Raw genomic sequence first — 18,790 nt, forward strand, 5'->3', positions numbered from 1 at the left:
CCCAACCAGCACCCAGGCGGGGCCGAGGACGAGGCCGCCCGGGGCCCGGCGCCGGGACGGTCGTGTGCCGACCCCGCGCCGTGCGGTGTCGTACCGGGGTCGCCGCGCCGCTGCCGGCGTTCCTCCGCGGCTCGCGCCGGTGGCTGGGCCCCCGGCCGTGCCGCACGAGGGTCAGCGGCCGCCCGCGCGCGAGGCGATGGCCCAGTCGACCGCCTCCTGCGGACGGGACGCCGAGCCCGTGATCTGCGGGGACACGTAACGGGCCAGCAGCTCCAGGCTGAGGTTGGTCTTCTCGTACGACGTCCAGTCCGCCACGTAGACCAGGAGCTTGCCGAAGCCGCCGGTGGCCTCCTGCATGCGCCGGATGCCCTGGACGACGTCCTCGACCGAGCCGACGAGTGCGCCGCCGGCCTCGACGCGGGCCTCCAGCGCCCTCTCGCGCGGGGTGTCGGGGCTGATGACCTCGCGGCCGGCCGCCTTGCCGAAGTACTCGAAGAGCCAGCGGTCGTAGCCCTCACGGACATCGGCGAACGCCTGGGCGCGCGTCTCCGCCACGTGGACCGGAAGCGCGATGCGCCAGTCCTCGCGGCGCAGGGTCTGGCCGTGCTCGTCCGCGGACTCCTCGGCGTACTTCCACTGCTGCGCCAGGCCTATGTGGTCCGGGGCGCCCGGCGTCATCAGCGCGAACGGCAGCGCGAACGACGTCATGCTCAGGCCGTACTTGCCGACCAGGCGCGGGCTTGACGACGAGGTGCCGCTGGTGGCCATCGCCACCTCGATGCCGGCGGGGTTGAAGCGGGGCAACTGGAGCTTGGCGTCCTGCAGTTCGTACCAGTCGGTCTTCTGGGTGATCCGGGAGTCGCCGTTGACGAGTTCCAGGACGGTCGGCAGGGCCTCGTCCAGGCGGCGGCGCTGGACGTCGGGCGCGAGGCCGAACATCTTCGCGTCGAAGGGGACGCCGGGGCCGACGCCGAGGATGTAGCGGCCGCGGCTGAGGTGGTCGAGGTGGACGGCCCGGCTGGCGACGTGGAAGGGGTGGTGTCCGGACAGCGGCACGACACCGTGCGCCAGCTTGATCTGCGCGGTGCGCTGCGAGGCCGCGGCGATCATCGTCTCGGGAGCGCCGACCAGCCCCCAGCCCAGGGTGTGGTGTTCGCCGAACCACGCCTCGTCGAAGTTCAGTCGGTCCGCGTGCTCGACCAGGTCGAGGTTGCGGCGGATCGCGAGGTGCGGGTCCTGGCCGGTCTCGTGGACGGGGGACAGGAAGAGACCGATACGGCTGTGCACAGCATTCCTCCGAGAATATGAAGATGGATCTGGGTCAGGATGTGGATGTGGATGGGGAGCGGCCTGCGGCCCCCCGCTACGCCTGCGAAGCGAGTTGATAGACGCTGTCCTTGAGGCTGCGGACCGTGTCGTAGTCGGCGTCGAGCTGCCTCTGGTCGTGGGTCGTGAGGTAGACGCGCATGGTGCTGCTGAGCAGGTCCGTGGTGGGGCGGATGCGGGAGCCGGGGGCGAGCTTGGGACCGGCGAGGAACACGCTGTCCAGCGCGCGGATCTCGTCCACCGCACGGGTGTTGATGGTGTCGACGACACCGCTCTGCTCGGTCGGGGTGTTGTAGACGACACCGGGCTGGCGGCGGGTGTAGACACGGCCGCCGTACTCCTGGCGGAACCGCCGCGGTCGCAGATAGGCCTGGGCGGTGAGGTGCGCCTGGTTGTGGCCCAGGCACACGTCGTGGAAGCCGGCGTGGATGTTGCCGTTGAGGCGGGTGCCGATCTCGACGAGGGCCGGGCCCTCGTCGGTCATGATGACCTCGGCGTGCGCGGGGCCCCAGCGGACGTCGAGGGCGGCCAGCACCTGGTGCACGTAGGCCACCAGGGCCGGCACCGGGCCGGCGTCGGGGGCGAGGAGGATGTCGCGGTTGTAGATGTTCTTGCCCGAGGGCAGCAGCGTCTTCTCGTACTGCCACACCCCGCAGGTGTAGTGCTCGCCGTCGCTGCTGACGGTGTCGACGATGTACTCGGTGCCCTTGAGGTAGGACTGGACGAGGATCTCGGTGTTGTCCGTGCCGAAGATGTCCTGGGAGGCCAGTCCGGCGGTGGCGGCGGCGGTCACCTCCTCGGCGTTGTTGCAGATGTACACGCCGTCCGAGGCCGCCGAGCTGAGCGGCTTGACGACGACCGGGTACACGCCCCGCTCCTCGGCCCAGTCGGTCAGCTCCCGTACGTCGGAGCTCTTGAACTGGTCGGCGCACCGCACACCGGCCCGCCGCAGGGCTTCGATCATCTCGTACTTGTCCCGGCGGGCCGCCGAGAGCCGGGTGCCGTTGGACGGCACGCCGAGTGCCTCGCTGAGGCGGTCCGCCAGCGGTACGGCGCCCTCCTGGCCGGCGACCACACAGACCGGGCCGAGCCGGCGGAGCCGCTCCACCAGCGCCTGCTCGTCGTCCTCGACGATGTTCTCCTCGTACGCGGACAGGCCGGGCGCGAGCATCGTGGGGATGAGCTCGGGGGTGCTCTGCACATGGACGACCCGTGCACCGGTCTCGGTGAAGGCCTTGGGGTAGAAGTTTCCGGCGGAGTAGCCGTCGACCACCACGACGGTGGGCCGCTGACTGCTGCTCTGGCTCATGCTCGTCCTTCTTGTGAGGCGACGCGTTGCCGCTCGTCCGGGGCCCTCGGGAAGTGGGGGGGGAGGTGCCCGGGCCTCGCGGTTGAGGTGGGGGTGGGAGTGGGCGTGAGGGGCGGGGTTACGCGCGGGGCGTGTGGTTGATGAAGCGGGCCAGCCGCGCGATGCCTTCGCGGATCGCCTCCGGCGCAAGGTTGCTGAAGCCCAGCCGGATCTGGCGTTCGCCGCCGCCGTCGATGTGGAACATGCTCATCGGCGCCCAGCTGACGCCGTAGTCGCGGGCGCAGCGTTCCATCTCGCCCAGGCCCGCTTCGAAGCCCACCTCGACGGTGAGGAAGAAGCCGCCGCGTGGGGTGTTCCAGCTGACCTGGTGCTCGGCGTGGTCCTCGGGCGGGAAGTGCTCGGCGAGGCTGTCGAGGGTCACCTGGAGCCGCTCCAGGTAGACGGCCGCGAGCTCGCGGGTCGCGGGGCGCAGGGTGTGGCCGTTCTCGGCGAGGATGCCGCCGACCACGGCCTGGGACAGGGAGGACGATCCGACACTGAACATGGCCTTGGCGCGGGACAGTTCCTGGGCCAGGGTGCGCGTGGCACCGTCCGCTCCGGTGACCGGCTGGTCGGCGACGAGGTAGCCGAGGCGGGCGCCGGGGAAGGCCGACTTGGCGAACGAACCGAGGTAGACGACCCGGCCCGCGGTGTCGAGCGACTTGAGGGTCGGCATCGCCTCGCCCTCGGGTGCGAACAATCCGTACGGGTTGTCCTCGAGGATGATCAGGTCCTCCTCGGCGGCCACCTCCAGCAGGCGCCGGCGGGCCTGGAGCGGGAGCACCGTGCCCGAGGGGTTGGAGAAGTCGGGGACGAGGTAGAGCGCGGCCGGACGCCTGCCGGTCGCCCGCACGGCGCGTGCCGCGGCGGCCACCGCCTCGGGGTCCAGGCCCTGGGGGCCCTCGTCGACCGCTTCGAGGGGGATGTCGAGCATCCGGGCCGCGCCGCGGATGCCGACATAGGCGGGGGAGACGCTGAGCAGGACGTCGTCGGGGCCGGAGAACAGGCCGCGCAGGGCGACCAGGGCCGCCTCCTGGAAGCCGTGCGTGATCATGATGGCCTCGGCGGGGACGTCGATGTCCTCGTCGTTGCGCAGCATCCGTGCCACGTCGTCCTGGATGAAGCCGTTGACGGGCCCGTACTGGAACAGCAGCCGTGTGATGCGCTGCTGGGGGACGCCTCGCTCCTGGAGGTGCTTGACGTAGCGGTCGATGTGGAAGGAGAGGTCCGCCAGATCGTGGTTGCCGTCGTAGGGCGCGCCCGAGGAGAAGGAGAGGGCCTCGGGGAACTTCATGGCGGTCTCGCTGAGGATCCGCATCGAGTCCATCGAGGGATCGGCTATCGCGGGGTGCAGCGCGTCCTGGCGCAGCGTCAGCCGGTCGCCGTCCGCCGGGCCGTCCGGCGCGGACAGGGTCGTAGTGCTCATGGTCAGTTCTTTCCTTCCGTGATCCAGCTGCCCTTGCCGGGCGACCACTGGCGGATGCGGGTGGCGGCGACGATCCCGCCCTGTACGTAGGGCTCGTCGTCCAGCACCTTCTGGAGTTCGGCCCGGTCCTCGACCTCGTAGAGCAGCAGGCCGGCGTTCTCGTCGGCCAGCGGGCCGCCCAGCAGCAGGACGCCGCTGCGGGCGAGCCGGTGGAGGTTCTCGGCGTGCGCCGGGTGCAGGCCCTGGCGTCCCGCGCGGTCCACGCTGTACTCGAATTCGACGACGAACTTCGCCACGGTTGTCTCCTCTTCGCTCGTTCTGGCCCGGCCGGTCTTCTCGGAGCCAGGCCGGTTTTCTCGGAGCCGGTCCGTCTTCTCGGATCCGGCCGGTCGTTCCGGGGGCGGCCGGTCGTTCCGGGATCCGGCCGGTCTGCTCGAGGTGAGGTCCGGCGGCTCGGCGGCCGGGCGGCCGGGGCTGTCCGGGGGTCACATGTAGAGGCCGCCGTTGACGTCGATCACCGCGCCGGTGGAGTAACCGGCGCTCTCGGAGCACAGGTGCAGGACGCTGCCGACCGCCTCGGAGACCGTGCCCATGCGCCGCATCGGCAGCTTGGAGAGCACCGCCTGCTTCTGCTCCGGGTCGCGGCGCTCCCAGGCGCCCGCCACACGTTCGGTCGCGATGGGCCCGTGGGCGACCACGTTGACCACGACCCCGCTGGGGGCGAGCTCGTAGGCCATCTGCTTGGTCATGCCGATCACGGCGGCCTTGGCACCGACGTAGGCGGCGTTGTTGAAGTGGCTGTAGGTGCGGCCGCCGGCCGAGGCGAAGTTGACGATGCGGCCGTAGCCGTCCTCAGCCATCCGCGGGGCACACGCCTTGATCGCGACGAACGTGCTGACAACGTTTTCCAGATGGGACTGGCCGAAGTGCTCCTCGGTCAGGTCCGCGTATCCGATGACCCGGGTGTCGCCGCCCACCCCGTTGACCAGGATGGAGGGGGCGTGCCGGTCGACGATGTCGGCGAGCTGTGTCTCCGCGGCGGGGATGTCGGTGATGTCCCCGACGACCACGTCGACCTTGGTCAGCTGGGCGAGTTCGGCGGCCAGGGTGTTCACGGCCTCCTCGTTCTTGTCGAAGAGGACGAGGGTGTGCCCTTCGCGGGCCAGGCCACGCGCCACTTCCTGGAGGATTCCGCCGGCCGCGCCGATCAGGAGGGCGGTGCGCGAGGTCTGTACGGTCATGTCGATTCCCTGGGTTGGGTGGGGTGGGTGTGATGGGGCTGGGGTCGGGAGGTCGTTCCCGGCGCCGTCGCGGTCACGTGTTCCGCTGGCGCCGCGGGGCTCTCGTGTGCCTCGGCGGGGGCCGGCGTCTGTGCGGCGGCCGCGGTGGAGGAGGTGGAGGTGGAGGTGAAGCCGGTGAGGCGGGGCAGGGACTTGAAGCCCGCGGCGGCGACCAGACCGAGGAGGAGCAGACAGATCCACAGCGAGGGGTATCCGTAGGCGTTCGCCACGGTGATCCCGATGGGGCCGCCGATGACGAAGGCGGCGTTCCAGGCGAAGAAGTAGGAGCCCTGGTAGGTGCTGACGCGTCCTTCGGGGGCCCGGACGGCGATGAAGGTCGCCGACATGGGTGCCCACAGGACCTCGCCGAGCGTCCAGACGACGGTCGCCGCGGTGAACAGGACGATGTCGTGCGCCAGCGCGTTGAGTCCGAAGCCGACGGCCATCAGCGTGGCCGCCAGGACCAGCGGTGTCTCGTCGCCCATCTTCTTGACCGCCCGGGGGACCAGGGGGAGCAGGGCGATGGAGAGCACGGCGTTGATGGCCAGCACGATGCCGATGTCCCCCGGGCTCAGTCCCGAGCGGCGCATGTCCAGCGGCAGGGCCGAGTTGACCTGGAGGTAGACGCAGGCCAGCAGGAAGACGAGGGCGAGGTACGCGACCAGGACCGGTGAGCGGTAGGGCTCGGTGATGCCGCGGGCCGCGCGCCGCAACGCCGACGCCGTGTTCCCGTCCTGCTGTTCGGGACGTGCCTCGTCGGCGGGCAGGGCCCAGACGAGCAGTGCGTAGAGCATGCTGCCCGCGGCCCAGACGAGGAACAGGGCGGGAGGGTAGAACGCGAGCAGGAATCCGGAGATGACCGGACTCAGCGACATCCCGACGTTGAAGCCGACGAGGAAGAGACTGTAGGCCTTCGAGAACTGCTCGGCCGGGACGATCGTGGCGATCAGTCCGGCGCCGGCCGGCCGGTCCACGGCGGACAGGAATCCGGTGGCCAGACAGAGCAGGCCGAGTACGTACACGTTGGTGGTCACGAGGAACAGCAGGGCCGTCGCGGCCGCGAGCGGCTGGGCGGCGATGATCGTGCGCCGTGGCCCGATCAGGTCGGCCACCGCGCCGCCCGCCAGCCCGGAGGCCAGGATGCCGGCCCCGAACAGGCCGACCATGACGGGTGTAGTGCGAGGGTCGGCCAGGTGGTCCTGCTGGAGGAAGAGGATGAGGAAGGCCGGGGCGAGGATGCCCAGCCGGCTCACGGTCTGCCCGCACCAGAGCAGCCAGAACGCCTTGGGAAGCGTCATCGGGTGCCGCCCTTTCCTGTGGTGGTGAGACTGCTGTAGGCGAAGGCGGCGGAGACCAGGGTCATGTGGTGGTGCCATCCGGGGTAGGAGCGGCCCTCGAAGGCGAGCAGACCGAAGTCGTCCTCCAACTGCCTTACGGTGTCGGCGGTTCCGGCGTGCAGAGCCGCCAGTTCGAGCAGTTCGCCGGGCGGCCGGTTGGCCAGACTCGTGATCCATGTGCGTCCCGGGCGGCGGGTGTTCGGGTCGATTTCGGCGAACACGCGCAGGGCGGGCCGGTGTTCGGTGGCGGGCGACGGTCGGGACAGGCCCGTCCTCGGCTCCGGCAGCCGGACCAGCCCGGTCAGGACGTGCGCCGTGCGGTCCTCGCCCTGCCGTGTCCGTACGGTCACGGGGTGCGGCGGCGCGGCCTCGCGGCGGGTGAGGACCTGCCGGACCGTCAGGTCGGCCGGAGCGGCCGAGGCTGCGGGGGTGGCCGGAGCCGTCGGGCCCGTCGAGGCCGTGAGGTTCATCCGGGCCGCCGGGACCGTCAGGGCGGTGCTGCGCGCATGGCGCACCGGGACCGCCAGGACCGGCAGGGCGGCGGGCACCGCGACGACGAAGTGGCGTCCCTGCGCGCTCAGTGCGCGCACGATCTCCCCGGTGTCCGCGTAGCCCTCCAGGTCCGCGACCACCGGCACCTCGGCGAGCTGTCCGCCCGTCGGCAGGCTCTCGACCAGGTCGAGGGTCTGTGCCTCGGCGGACCGGGGCGCGGTGCTCTCGGGGATGCGGGCCCGCCGGCGCAGCGCCGGGTCGTTGGACCACGGGTCGGGCAGCAGCAGACGCCAGTCGACGGGGACGTCCTCGGTGTCCGTGGACAGGAAGGCGCCCACGCCCACTTGGCAGTTGAGGGTGCGGCCCGCCTGGGGCACGAAGCGGCGGTGCACGCCGCAGGAACGGTCGCCCCGCTTGGGCACCACCGCCAGACCGATGGTCCACGCGCGGGGAGCGGTGTGCCGCTGGACCCATCGGGTCAGCTCGGCGCGCACCGGCTCCCACGCCCAGGGGCTGGCGTTGATGAACTGGTGCAGGGACTGCGGGGCCGTGCACGAGTCCGACACGGACGCCGCCAGTCGCCGCACGCTCTTCTTGCCCGGCGTGCTCAGGAGCCCCTCCATGTAGGCGTGCGCCCAGCGGCGCTGGTCGGCCCGGGGCAGCCGCCCGAAGAGCTCCTGTGTGAACGCGGAGACCGATGCCCTTGCCCGCGTGCCCGGCTTAGTCGCCATCGCTCGTGTCCCTCCCGCTGGTCCTGCTGCTGGTCCCGGCCCCTGAACGGTGCCGCTACGGAAAGAATAGAGAACGATCGCTTTGTTTTCGACTCCGGGGTGGGGACTGTCGGATACTTAGCGAAGTCCGTCCCCGGGTTCGGCGGAAAACCGGGGCCTGACCTGCGGTGACGTGGAATCGGTGAGTGACGGTCAGACGACGGGATCCGGTCAGGTGGCAGGGGCCAGGGCGCACGCGGCCAGTTCCGCCGCGATCCGCGGCGCGGTGAGAGCCCCGGACCCGACAGCGGCCCGCTCCGGTGAACCACCCTCGATCCCGGTGGAGTCGGGCATCCCCAGCGACACGGTCAGGGCACCCCGGAAGCGGGACAGGTGCAGGAAACCGAGCTGCCGGGGAGCCGCGCTCCGCACCGCCGTCCAGGAAAGTCCGTACGCGGCTTGGTGCTCGGTCTTGTCCGTCGCTCCGTACGTCGTGCTCGCGCAGGACGTCACCCCGCGCGAAGTGACGCCTGTGTACGAGGTGTTGGCGTACGGGGTCGTGGTGTACCGGGTGACCAGGGCCGCGTGGTGGCCGAGCGCGGTGTCCACGCAGCCGTCCTGCGTGACCCGGAAGGCGAAGCCGGCTCCGGCCTCCGTCTCGAACTCCACCGCGCGCCGGATACGGGCGTGATCCTGACGGACGGGGCGCCAGTCGGCGTCCGCCGCCCGGAGCGCCTGCCCGTAGCCGCGCGCACGGTCCGCCAGGGCGCCGCTGTCCCCGGCCCGTACGGTCGCCGGGACGAGACGGACGAAGCAGCCGACCTCGGAGAGCCGGGCACGCTCCGCGTACCGCTGCCGCAGGGAGACCGCCGTCAGGAGCGCGACCTCCTCCTGGCCCGCCGCCCGCGCGCAGGAGTCGGCCAGCGCCGCCGCGAAGAACTCGTCGGTGGTGATGAGGTGACGTCGGCACCATGCCGTCAGGCGCGCGGTCTGCCGTGCGGTCAGCGACACCGGCGCCGCGCCCTCCGCACCGCCGTGCACCGTCATCGCGGCAGAGGCGAAGGCCGTGTCCGGGGCCGGAGGTTGGGGCTGGACGGGAATCGGCGTCGCCCCGGGGCGCGGGTGTGGGGGCGGCGGGGGCCGGTAGGTCAACTCGTCCGCGTCGGGTGCCGAGGCCTGACGATGGCCGGCGCTTTCGCGGCCGGACGGGCCCGGTCCGAGCAGGGCGTCCAGCAGTGCCCGCAGCAGCCTGGCGGTCGACGGGCCGTCGGCCAGCGCCGGGTGACAGGTCAGCAGCAGATGGGTCGCGGCGGCGGCCGGATCGTGGCCGACCTCAAGGCGCCACAGCGGACCGCCGGCCCGTAGGACGTCCCCGGTGCGGGGCACGGCCTCCGCTTCCGCGGCACCGCTGTGGCCGTGGCCGCGCACCCGGTCGTAGTCATGGTCGGGTCCGGAACCAGAGCCGGAGCCGTGGCTTTGGCTCCGGCTCCGGCTGGAGGCGGTCGAGGTGTACGTCTCCTGGCGGAGCTGGTCGACGGCGAGTCCGGGCACCTCGTGGAACCACAGGCTTCCGCCCTCCTCCGCGATCCGCAGGGACAGCGCGCGAAACTCCCGTACCCACCGGGCCACGGCCTGCTCCACGTGGGTCGGGGAGAGCTCGGCGGCCACCGTCAGGCGGGTGGTGGTCTGGGTCTGCCCGCCCGTCAGCGCGTGCCTCCAGGCGCAGGCCGCCTCGGTCCCGCTCAGTCTGCGCAACGGCCCGGTCGGTGTCATCGGGGCTCTCCTTCGTGGAAACCCGGGCCTTCGGGCCGGGCAAGGGGTGCCTCCCGTTCGTAGGGGAGGAACGACGTTCCTGCGGAGCAGGACGAACGGAGCCGGTTCGCCGTCGGGCCGGACCGGTGTCCGCGCGCGTGAACCGGCGACGGCCCCCGCGAACCGGCGCACCGGTTCGCGGGGCGGAGGGGGCGGCCCGCGGTGACGACACGGGCACGCGCCGACCGGGGACCTGCTCCCGGGCGGGGCGACCGGCGGCGACACGGGAGGCCCCGCCGCGCGAGCCCTGGGAATCCCGACTCCCTCCTTCGGGAAGGGAGGGACGTCACCCCGTCGCTCCTGCCGTGACCGGAGGTGCCGTCCGCGCCGCCGGCGCCGTCAGTGTCGCGTGCGTGGTGTGCGTGTCCGGTGCGCCGGGCCAGGAGACCGTGTTCGTCAGGCTGACGCCGTGGCTGTCGAAGTCGAGCGTGACGCGGTCGCGGTCGGCCATCGTGAACCCGCCATGGAAACTGCTGCGGTCGGCGCCGAGATACACGTAGTGCACCCGCCCCGGGTGCAGCAGCGCCCCGTGCGAGAACAGCCCGGACATCATGTCCTCCAGCCCGAAGTGCAGGGCCTTGGTCCCGGTGGTGAACTCGCCCTCCCAGACCCGCGCGCCGTCCCGCTCGATCGTCACCCGGCCGGTCACCGACCGGGGCGGCTCGTCCAGGAACAGCCAGGGCGTCACTCCGGCGTCGCAGAGCTTCGCGTACGAGAGATGCCCGGCGTGGCGGCGGAACCGGCCGATGTCGGTGAGATCGTTACCGAAGGTGTAGCCGGCGTAACGGGGACTGCCGTGCTCGTCGGTGACGTACACCAGGACCACCTCGGCCTCCTCGCACAGCGCGACGGCGCCCGGCGGTACGGACAGCGGTTCGCCCGAGACCTTCAGTACCTCCCCGAGGCCCTTGACGAACCAGTTGGGCTGCGACTGCGTGACGGCGTCGACCTTGACGTTGTGGGTCTGCATGAAACCGCTGACCATCGCGTCCCCGGCGGACACGGGCAGCAGCGGGGGCCGCGGTACGAGGTCCTCGCGCTCGGCGGCGGGGACCAGCACCTCCGGGCGGCCCGCGATGAGTGCCGCCCGCAGCGCGTGGCCGTCACCGCCCGCGGCCGAGACCGCGGCGACGACTGTGGCGCCCAGGTCCTCGCCGGGGTGAACCGGGTGGAGACGGATCGTCTCACCGTCCGCGGGCAGGCCGAGGCCGAAGTGGCGCTCGCCCTGGTAGGTGCATTCGAAGAACACGTTCATGGCGGGAATCTCCTTGGATGTGGATCAAGACATGACCGTCAAGACATGACTGGCAAGGGTTGACTGTCCGGACGTGACTGCCCGGACTTGGTTGTCCAGACGTGATTGCCCGGACAGGACTGTCTGGACATCGCGACCGTCGGGACATGGCTGTCGGGGTGTGGAGGCGCTCAGCGTGCTGCGTGGGCTGCGTGTCGCGGGGCGGTCGCGGGCTGCCAGGAGCCGTTCTCCTCGGGGAGGACGAGCTCGGCCCACGGCTCCGCCGCGCTGTTGAGGCTCATGCCGAAGCCGGGGCCCGGCGCGGGCGAGAGGGTGTTGGAGCGGCGGTCGACGACCGGACGCGGCGAGACGATCATCTCGGGGAAGAACCGGTCGCTCTGGCCCGCCTCGACGGTCAGCGCGTCACGGTGGCAGAAGGCCAGCGCCCGGCTCGCGTTGATCAGTGGACCGACCTCGGCGACCTGGACACCTATCTGGAACGCGATGCCGTGCCGACGTGCGTACTGGACGATGCGGGCCGCGCGCAGCGGGCCGCCGTTCTTGGCGACCCGGATGTTGAAGGCGTCGCAGGCCTGTGTGGTGACCGCGGTTCGGGCGTCCTCGGGCGTGCACAGGGACTCGTCCAGCATGATCTTCAGCCCGGCCCGGCGGCGCAGGGTGCGCAGGGCGGCCCAGGAGCCCTTGGGCAGCGGCTCCTCCACGTAGTCCGCGCCGGCGTCCCGCAGCCGCCAGGCGTGGGGGAGTGCTGTGGTCTCGGTCCAGCTCATGTTCGCGTCGACCATGACCGGCACACCGTCGCCCACGTGTGCGCGTACCGCCCGGACACTGCGGGCGTCGCGCTCGATGTCGTCGGACGCCTTGATCTTGACGAAGTGGAACGGGCCGCGGGTGGCCAGGAACTCCTCGGCCGTGATGCTCAGGTCGAGCACCTGCGAGACGGGCAGGGCGGCCACGGCGGGTACGCCGGATGTGTGGGCTGGGTCAGATGTGCCAGATGTGTCAGGTGTGCAGGGTGTGGCGGGTGCGCGGCCCGGCGTCGGTCCGGAACCGGCGATGAGTTCCGTCGCACCGAGCCCCAGCCGTCGGCCCAGCAGGTCCAGGACCGCCGTCTCCAGGAGGCACAGCAGGTTGTTGCCGCCCGTGATCCGGAAGACCTCGCCGAATCCCTCGCGGCGTATCCGCTCCAGGAGTTCGGCCGGCGGCTCGTCGCGCAGCAGCGTGAAGACCCGCTCCAACGGGGTCCGGCGCAGCGCCGCCAGGACGGAGTCGGAGGTCTCGCCGGTCACGTACGAACGGGGCGCGCATTCGCCGACACCGCTCGTGCCCTCACTGGTGAGCCGCAGGACCAGGCTGTCGGAGGCGGCGCGGCGCGCCGCGGGATGGTCGAAGCGGGTGTGCATGGGAAGGCGCACCCGGTAGAGCACCGCCGCGCTCCCGCGTATCTCTTCACCGAGGTTTTCAGGCATTGCGGTCGAGTCCCTGGAGCAGGGTGTGGGTCGAGGTCCAGTCGACCAGGTCCGCGCCGGCCCCGGTGAAGAAGAGGTAGTGCCTGTCGGTGGGCAGCTTCATGATGGTCCCGCGGTCGGGTGCCAGTGCGGCGAACACCTGGTGTGCGCTGTCGAGGTCGACGATCGGGTCGGTCATGCCGGACACGAAGGTGGCGGGGACCGCGGGCAGGACCCGTGCGCCCGGTTCCAGATAGCGCCGCTCCAGCTCCAGGAGGGTCGCTCGTGAGCGGCGGGTGATCAGGCGTACGGCGAGGTCGTCGTGGTCGATGAACTGCTGGTACTTGGGGTCGTCGGTGAAGTCCTGCGACCTCAGGCCCGCGTCCCACGGTTCGGTGCTGTTCCCGGCGGCCAGCGCCCGCCGTTCCTCATCGTCGAGCGTGGCGTGCATCCGTCCCAGCCAGGCGGAGCAGAACACGGCGGCGTCGTAGCGGGTGGTGAAGTCCGGGTGGTGCATCAGGGCGGCAAGGAAGGAGCCGCCGAGGCAGTGTCCGAACAGCGACAGGGGTACGTCCTCGCCGATCATCTCCCGTACCTGGGCCAGCGCGGCGATGTAGTCGCCGAGCAGGATCTCGGCCTCGGCCAGGTCGCCGCGCTCGCCGGGGCTGATCCCGCTGCCGCGCCGGTCCAGGACGAAGAAGGCGATGTCGTTGTCGGCGAAGCGGGGGCCGACCTCCCACATCCAGCCCGCGTGGCTCTGGAGGCCGTGGAAGTAGAAGACGGCGCCCTTGATCCGCTGGGGGTGCTGGGGCCGCCACAGGTGCAGGGCGAGGTCGACTCCGCCGGAGGGCAGGTCGATTATCTCGCGACGGGTGTTCTGCGGGGGCCTCTTGGTCTCGATCATGTCGTTGTTCTCCTTCAGCGTCCGAAGTGGCCTGCGGTGACGACCGCGGCGACGGTGAGCGGGGCGGCGGTGCGGACCGACGTGTCGGTCGTGTCGGTGGTGCCGGCCGTCCCGGTGGTGTCGATCGCTACCGGCGCGGCGCCATTGATGCCCTTGATGTCGTTGAGCGGGTTGACCGAGTCGACGGCATTGACGCCGTCGATGCCGGTCATGAAGTCGACGTCCTGGTGGAACGGCTTGTACTTGTACTGGGTGGCGTTGCCGACCTGTCGACGCGATTCCGCGTACGCCGTGATCGCGTCGAGCGGCACGGTCCGCACCCTCAGCGCTCCGAGCCGGCCGCTGTCCCGCTTCGAGGCGTACTCGATGTTGACCTCGCACAGTTCCCGGTCCACGGCCTCGGAGAGGGCCCGGTCGAGTTCCGCACCCGGGGCGGCGACCTCGGCGGCGACGACGTAGTACGGAGGCTCCGCCCACTGCGGCCCGCACATGTACAGGCCGGTGTCGAGGCCGAGTCCGGCCATGCCCTGCTTGATGGCCTGGGTGACCTCGGCCTCGGTGATCTTCTCTCCGGTGAAGGAGTGGAAGACGCCGTCCCGGTGGACGAAGTGGAGCCACGGGGTGCCGTCCACGATCCGGTCGACGCGGTAGATGTCACCGGTCCACAGCCGGTACAGGCCGTTGCCCTGGGTCATGATCAGGTGGTAGTCGCGGCCCGCCTCGACCTCGTCGAACAGCAGCGTCCGCACCGGGGCGCCCGCGTCGACCAGCTCGCCCAGCGGCACATCGGCGGGGACGAACTCGAAGAACGCCTGGCCGACCGCGAGCGGCTGGCTGTCCAGCGAGTCGTCCACCGGTACGGAGGTGACGCCCTCGGTGCCGCAGCCCATGAACGGCAGCTTGCTGACGCCGGGCAGCACCGCGTCCAGCTTGGCGCGGTACAGCTCCGCGCTGGAGGACAGCCAGCAGCTGTACAGGGTCAGCGACGGCCACACGTCCGTCAGGCTGAACTCGCCCTTGGCCAGCACCGATTCGAGATGGCGGGCCGCCTCCTCGTCCGGCTCCGACCAGGGCCGGCCGTCGAGCGTGCCCGCGCGCAGATCGCGTACGAGCTCCTCGCCGTGTTCGGCGACCAGGTCACGCAGCGAGATGAGCGTGCTCGGGTTGATGGCCGAGATGTAGTGCAGGTCCTTGCCGACGAGGTGACGGATGCGGTGGTACATCCGGCCCGCGTGGGAGGCGGGAGCCTGGGTGTTGAACCAGGGCGACTGGTACCACGGCGGGTTCCAGTCACGGCTGTTGATCTGCGGGTGCCGGTTGCTGATCGCCTGGTGCTCCACGCCGTGCACGAAGTCGTACACGTCCTCGCGCACGGTCTGGGTGTCCAGGGTGGCCCAGGGGTGGGCGAGCAGCTCGGGGTGGTGCAGCAGGTAGGTCCCCCACATCGCCTTCATGGCCGGAATGCGGTAGGTGAGCAGCCAGTGCAGGGTGTACGGGACGCGCTTCGGGACCCCGGTCGTGCCGCTCGTCTTGAGCCAGCGCAGTACCGGGCTGCACGAGAGCACGCCTCCCTTGGTACGGGTTTCGCGTTCTATCTCCGGGAGGAAGTCGGCGTACCGCCTGATCGGCAGGACCGAGCGGAACCGGGACGGGTCCTCGGCGGTCACGCCGTAGCCCTGCGCCTTCCAGTGCTGGGAGTCGGCGCAGACGCCGATGATGTCGCGCAGCACGCGTTCCTGCGCGGACTTGGGATCCTTGAGGTCCGCGAGCAGGTCGTCGCGGGCCTGGAGGCACTCCTGCACGAAGGGTCCGCGGCGGTCGTTCCAGTGCTGCTGCCAGTCGGTGGTGTCCATCGGGTGTCGTCTCTCCTTGCGGATAAATGTGGATAAATCGGTCGCATGAGGGCATAGGGGTGCCCGTGATCGGGGCATCCGGGGGAGGAGCGGTGGGGTGTGGGGGCGTAGGGAGGAACGTGTGGGGGGGTGTGGGGGCGCGGGGAGGAACGTGAGGGGCGGGGTTGTGGCGGGGAAGGCGGTGACCGGGGACGAACGGCCTTCGCCTTCCCGTCAGTTGTCGTGGACGGAGGTGTGGGCGGTCGGAGTCCCACCCTCGCTCCCGCCACCGTCCCCGCTCGCGGGACCTGGTGCGGGCCCAGGCGCGGGACCTGGTGCGGGCCCAGGCGCGGGACGGGGCGTCGACGACCGGGCGAGTTCCGTCAGTTCGTCGAGGTCGTACAGGGCGCGCCGCGCGGTCCCGTACCGGGTGATCTTGCCGCGCCGGGCCCACTGGCGGACGGTGACCTCCTGGACGCCCAGGACGAGTGCCGCCAGTTCGGTGGGCACGCGCCGGGCGCGGGCGCTCACGCCGTCTCCCGCAGCGCGAGCCACTGGCGCGGGGTCAGGACGTGTCCCGCGGTGCAGACGGGCCCGCGGAGCAGCAGGCCCTCGCCGCCCCGCCGGGGCAGGAACACCTCGGCCTCACAGCCCGGTTCGACGCACGGTCCCAGGGACGAGAGGTCCGTCCGCGGAGCCGTGTCCTCCTGGCGCAGTGCCGCCGCCGCCCGAGCCATCTCGTCGGCGAACCGGCCCGCTTCCGGGCGGGTCGCGAGCCAGCCGGCGTGCCGGCCGAGGAAGGCGGCCATGGCGGCCACCGTCCGGTGCGGCGGCACGGCGTCCGCGACCTGGTCCACCACGAGCCGCGACCAGGAGGACAGTGCGGCGACGACGTCCCGACGTGCCTCCAGTGCCGAGGCCCGTACCGGCAGGGCCGTTTCGCGGGTGCCGGTGATGCGCTGCGCGGGAGCGCCGCCGGACGGACGGCTCATCTCGGCCTCGCTGTGGCCGTGCAGCCCCGGCAGGGAGGCCACGTCACGCACGACGGCCCGCCGGCACAGGCCGCACAGGCGGCTGCCCGGCTCCGCGCGCCGCCCGCGCGGGCGGGCGGCGTCGCCGTCCGCCTTGCGGCAGCGCGTCGAGGTGCACAGGTACGTTTCGTCGGCCACGGCCAACTCCTTGCGTTTTCGGTGTCGGTGAACAACAAAGCGCCGCACGGGGGCGGCGCTTCGGGGAAGAGGCGATGAGCCGCCGTACGGCGCGAACGGGCTTGTGCAGCGCGGCGGTTCGGGCGGTAAGCGGAGCGTCCGGAAGAAGACATACGGGCTCGGGAAAGAGCGTTACACGGCAGCCTCGCGGCGACAAGTGCCGACGGTCCTGAGGGCCGGACTCCCCGTCTACTTCGGCAAGTTCGGCGCCGAGACCGCCCCGCTACGGGCGTACCGTGCGCCACCGCCACCGCCACCGCCACCGCCACCGTCACCGTCACCGTCACCGTCACCGTCACCTCGCCATCGCGAGCGGGTCGGGATATCGGGGGCCGGGCGCCGGGGAGGGCTGAGCCCGTCGGCGCGCGGCCCCGGATCCAACGTCCTCAAGCGGGACCTCGCGACTCCGTGAGCCCCTACGCGGGCTGCGGCACAGGCACGCCCAGCACCCGGTCCCGCAGCACCGGGAACTCCTCGCGGGTCCGGGCGGCCAGCGTCGGGTCCAGTTCCACCCGCAGCACCTGCTCCCCGGCGCCCGCCTCGGCGACGACCTCGCCCCACGGGTCGACGACCACGCTGTGCCCGGCCTGTTCCACCCCGGAGTGCGTACCCGCGGTGTTGCAGGCCAGGACGTACGCCTGGGACTCCACCGCACGGGCGCGCGCCAGCAGCGACCAGTGGGAGCGCCGCCGCGCGGGCCACCCGGCCGGGACGACCAGGAGATCGGCGCCCGCGTCGACGAGCAGCCGGAACTGCTCGGGGAAGCGCAGGTCGTAGCAGGTGGCCAGGCCCGCGGTCAGCCCGGTGCCGGGCAGCGGGACGGTGACGACCTCCTGCCCGGCCGCCATCAGGGCGGCCTCGCCGCGGTCGAATCCGAAGCGGTGGATCTTCTGGTACGTGCCCTGGAGGCTGCCGTCGGGTCCGAAGAGCAGCGAGGTGTTGCGCAACGCCCCGTCCGCGCACCGCTCGACGAAAGAGCCGGCGTGCAGCCACACCCCGGCGTCACGGGCGGCCGCCCCCATCGCCGCGGCCGTCGGGCCCGCGAGTGGTTCCGCGTGGGTCTCGAACTGCTCGGAGGCGAAGGCTCCGACGGGCCACAGCTCGGGCAGCACCACCAGCTCCGCCGCGTGCTCGGCCCGGACCAGGTCCGCCACCCGCTCGCGGCGGGCGCCGGCCGATTCGCCGGGGTTCACATCGATCTGAAGGAGCGCCGCGCGCACCGTCGTACCGTCCATGGTGGAATCCGTTTCCGTGAGGTGCCTGTGGGTTGTGAACGTCTTCGCGCAGGTGAGGGGATGCGTGGGGAGGGGATGAGGTCGGGGCCGGGGAGGATCGCCGCCGAGGCGAACGGGGCGTACCGGAAAGGTAGTTGCGTGCGCCAGTGCGAGGGTCGAGGACCTCAGCGCGCCGCGTCCGCGCTCCCGGAGGGAGAAGCGTCGCCGGTGGTAGCGGAGTTCTCCGCGAGGGCGGCGTGGAGCCGGCCGCAGGCCAGGAACGCCCACAGCGCGCGCAACTCCCGCGACACGCTGCCGCCTTCGGCCCCGGAGCGCACCGATGCCTCGGCGCCCGCCATCAGGTAGGCCACCAGCAGTTCCATGTCGCGCACTTCCCCGTCGCACGGCACCCTGATCCCGTCCGTCCCGACGCGGGCCCGCTCCAGCAGGGCCCTCAGGACACAGACCCACTCCGCGGGCCGCCGCGCCGGACCGGCCGTCTGCTCCTGCGCCAGCCGTCCGGCCGCCCGTACGGTGACGTCCCGCTCCAGCAGCAGGGCGAGTTCCAGCGTCAGGTCGATGACCGCCTGGATCCCGGGGCGCGGTACGGCGGAGAGCGGGCGCAGAGCGGTGAGGGTCGCCGCGTCCCCGGCGGCGCGCACGGCGTCCGCCAGGTCACCCTTGGTCGGGAAGTGGAAGGTGAGCGCGCCCATGGTGGTGCCGGCCGTCCGGCAGATCCGTGACAGGGAGGTTCCCGCGTAGCCGTGCCGGTCGAACTCCTCGGCGGCGGCGGCGATCAGCGCGTGGCGGGTCTGCTCGGCCCGCAGCTGTCTCACCATGCCGGGGCCTCCGTGCCGCGACAGCGCCGGTCCCGTATCACGGGGGTGGCCGGCGGCAGAAGGGTTCGCTGGTATCGACCGGGCTGCACGATTCCTCCGGGCTGCTAGAAGGCGTTGCGCCGGTCGGGCCGGAGCGGTCCGGTGGGTTCGGTGCCACGCGCCGCACGGCGGAGGGGACGGCCCCGGCGGCACCCGAGCCACCTCCGCCGGCCATCTGCCGACCGCCCTCGCCGTCTACTGGCTCTGGGCTGTGGGGAGTTGGCAGTGGCAGTCGGGAACGGGCAGGTGGCAAGGGGTGAGTGGCTGCGGTCCGCCGGTGGGGCGGGGGCGTGGGTGCTCCCCGTCCCCCTGCCGGCGGTGGT

16 protein-coding genes are annotated in these 18,790 nt (G+C 71.9%); all 16 read right to left on the bottom strand.

The genetic code is table 11. The features are described 5' to 3' along the window. Positions 1-171: 171 nt before the first annotated feature. Positions 172-1,287, bottom strand: coding sequence for an LLM class flavin-dependent oxidoreductase (locus ACFWI4_RS15760; protein WP_387195890.1), 1,116 nt, complete (start codon positions 1,285-1,287; stop codon positions 172-174). A gap of 76 nt (positions 1,288-1,363) precedes the next feature. Then, positions 1,364-2,635 (bottom strand): ATP-grasp domain-containing protein, encoded by a 1,272-nt coding sequence (locus tag ACFWI4_RS15765; protein ID WP_387195893.1) that lies wholly within the window; start codon positions 2,633-2,635, stop codon positions 1,364-1,366. A gap of 118 nt (positions 2,636-2,753) precedes the next feature. Next, positions 2,754-4,100, bottom strand: a complete 1,347-nt coding sequence (locus tag ACFWI4_RS15770; RefSeq protein WP_387195896.1) for a PLP-dependent aminotransferase family protein — start codon at positions 4,098-4,100, stop codon at positions 2,754-2,756. A 2-nt stretch (positions 4,101-4,102) separates the two neighbouring features. Then, positions 4,103-4,396 carry a YciI family protein gene (locus tag ACFWI4_RS15775; protein ID WP_385406147.1) on the bottom strand — a complete coding sequence of 98 codons (294 nt, stop codon included), beginning with the start codon at positions 4,394-4,396 and terminating at the stop codon, positions 4,103-4,105. 189 nt (positions 4,397-4,585) lie between these two features. Next, positions 4,586-5,341, bottom strand: coding sequence for an SDR family NAD(P)-dependent oxidoreductase (locus ACFWI4_RS15780; RefSeq protein WP_387195899.1), 756 nt, complete (start codon positions 5,339-5,341; stop codon positions 4,586-4,588). Continuing rightward, positions 5,338-6,678 carry an MFS transporter gene (locus tag ACFWI4_RS15785; protein ID WP_387195902.1) on the bottom strand — a complete coding sequence of 447 codons (1,341 nt, stop codon included), beginning with the start codon at positions 6,676-6,678 and terminating at the stop codon, positions 5,338-5,340. Before ACFWI4_RS15785 ends, ACFWI4_RS15780 begins: the two co-directional genes overlap by 4 nt. After that, positions 6,675-7,940 carry an IS701 family transposase gene (locus ACFWI4_RS15790; protein ID WP_387195905.1) on the bottom strand — a complete coding sequence of 422 codons (1,266 nt, stop codon included), beginning with the start codon at positions 7,938-7,940 and terminating at the stop codon, positions 6,675-6,677. The genes ACFWI4_RS15785 and ACFWI4_RS15790 overlap by 4 nt, the downstream gene beginning before the upstream one ends. A gap of 210 nt (positions 7,941-8,150) precedes the next feature. Beyond that, on the bottom strand, positions 8,151-9,692 hold the full coding sequence (locus tag ACFWI4_RS15795) for a hypothetical protein (RefSeq protein WP_387195908.1): 1,542 nt from the start codon (positions 9,690-9,692) through the stop codon (positions 8,151-8,153). Positions 9,693-10,017: 325 nt separating this feature from the next. Continuing rightward, positions 10,018-10,986 (bottom strand): FAH family protein, encoded by a 969-nt coding sequence (locus ACFWI4_RS15800; RefSeq protein ID WP_387195911.1) that lies wholly within the window; start codon positions 10,984-10,986, stop codon positions 10,018-10,020. Positions 10,987-11,156: 170 nt separating this feature from the next. Beyond that, a complete protein-coding gene (locus tag ACFWI4_RS15805; RefSeq protein ID WP_387195914.1) occupies positions 11,157-12,452 on the bottom strand; it encodes a mandelate racemase/muconate lactonizing enzyme family protein in 1,296 nt (431 codons plus the stop codon). After that, the gene (locus ACFWI4_RS15810; RefSeq protein ID WP_387195917.1) at positions 12,445-13,335 is read right to left on the bottom strand and encodes an alpha/beta fold hydrolase; all 891 of its coding nucleotides are present in this window, start codon (positions 13,333-13,335) and stop codon (positions 12,445-12,447) included. The genes ACFWI4_RS15805 and ACFWI4_RS15810 overlap by 8 nt, the downstream gene beginning before the upstream one ends. Before the next feature lie 14 nt (positions 13,336-13,349). Next, a complete protein-coding gene (locus ACFWI4_RS15815) occupies positions 13,350-15,188 on the bottom strand; it encodes a GH3 auxin-responsive promoter family protein (protein WP_387195920.1) in 1,839 nt (612 codons plus the stop codon). A 213-nt stretch (positions 15,189-15,401) separates the two neighbouring features. After that, positions 15,402-15,698 carry a transcriptional regulator gene (locus ACFWI4_RS15820; protein ID WP_387195923.1) on the bottom strand — a complete coding sequence of 99 codons (297 nt, stop codon included), beginning with the start codon at positions 15,696-15,698 and terminating at the stop codon, positions 15,402-15,404. Further along, positions 15,695-16,336: a hypothetical protein gene (locus ACFWI4_RS15825; protein WP_387195925.1), complete on the bottom strand. Its 642-nt coding sequence runs from the start codon at positions 16,334-16,336 to the stop codon at positions 15,695-15,697. The genes ACFWI4_RS15820 and ACFWI4_RS15825 overlap by 4 nt, the downstream gene beginning before the upstream one ends. A 455-nt stretch (positions 16,337-16,791) precedes the next feature. Beyond that, a complete protein-coding gene (locus tag ACFWI4_RS15830; protein ID WP_387196020.1) occupies positions 16,792-17,595 on the bottom strand; it encodes a carbon-nitrogen family hydrolase in 804 nt (267 codons plus the stop codon). 179 nt (positions 17,596-17,774) lie between these two features. Next, positions 17,775-18,428, bottom strand: coding sequence for a TetR family transcriptional regulator (locus tag ACFWI4_RS15835; protein WP_387195927.1), 654 nt, complete (start codon positions 18,426-18,428; stop codon positions 17,775-17,777). Positions 18,429-18,790: the final 362 nt, after the last annotated feature.

It is taken from the genome of Streptomyces sp. NPDC127038 (assembly GCF_042725875.1).
Classification (GTDB): domain Bacteria; phylum Actinomycetota; class Actinomycetes; order Streptomycetales; family Streptomycetaceae; genus Streptomyces.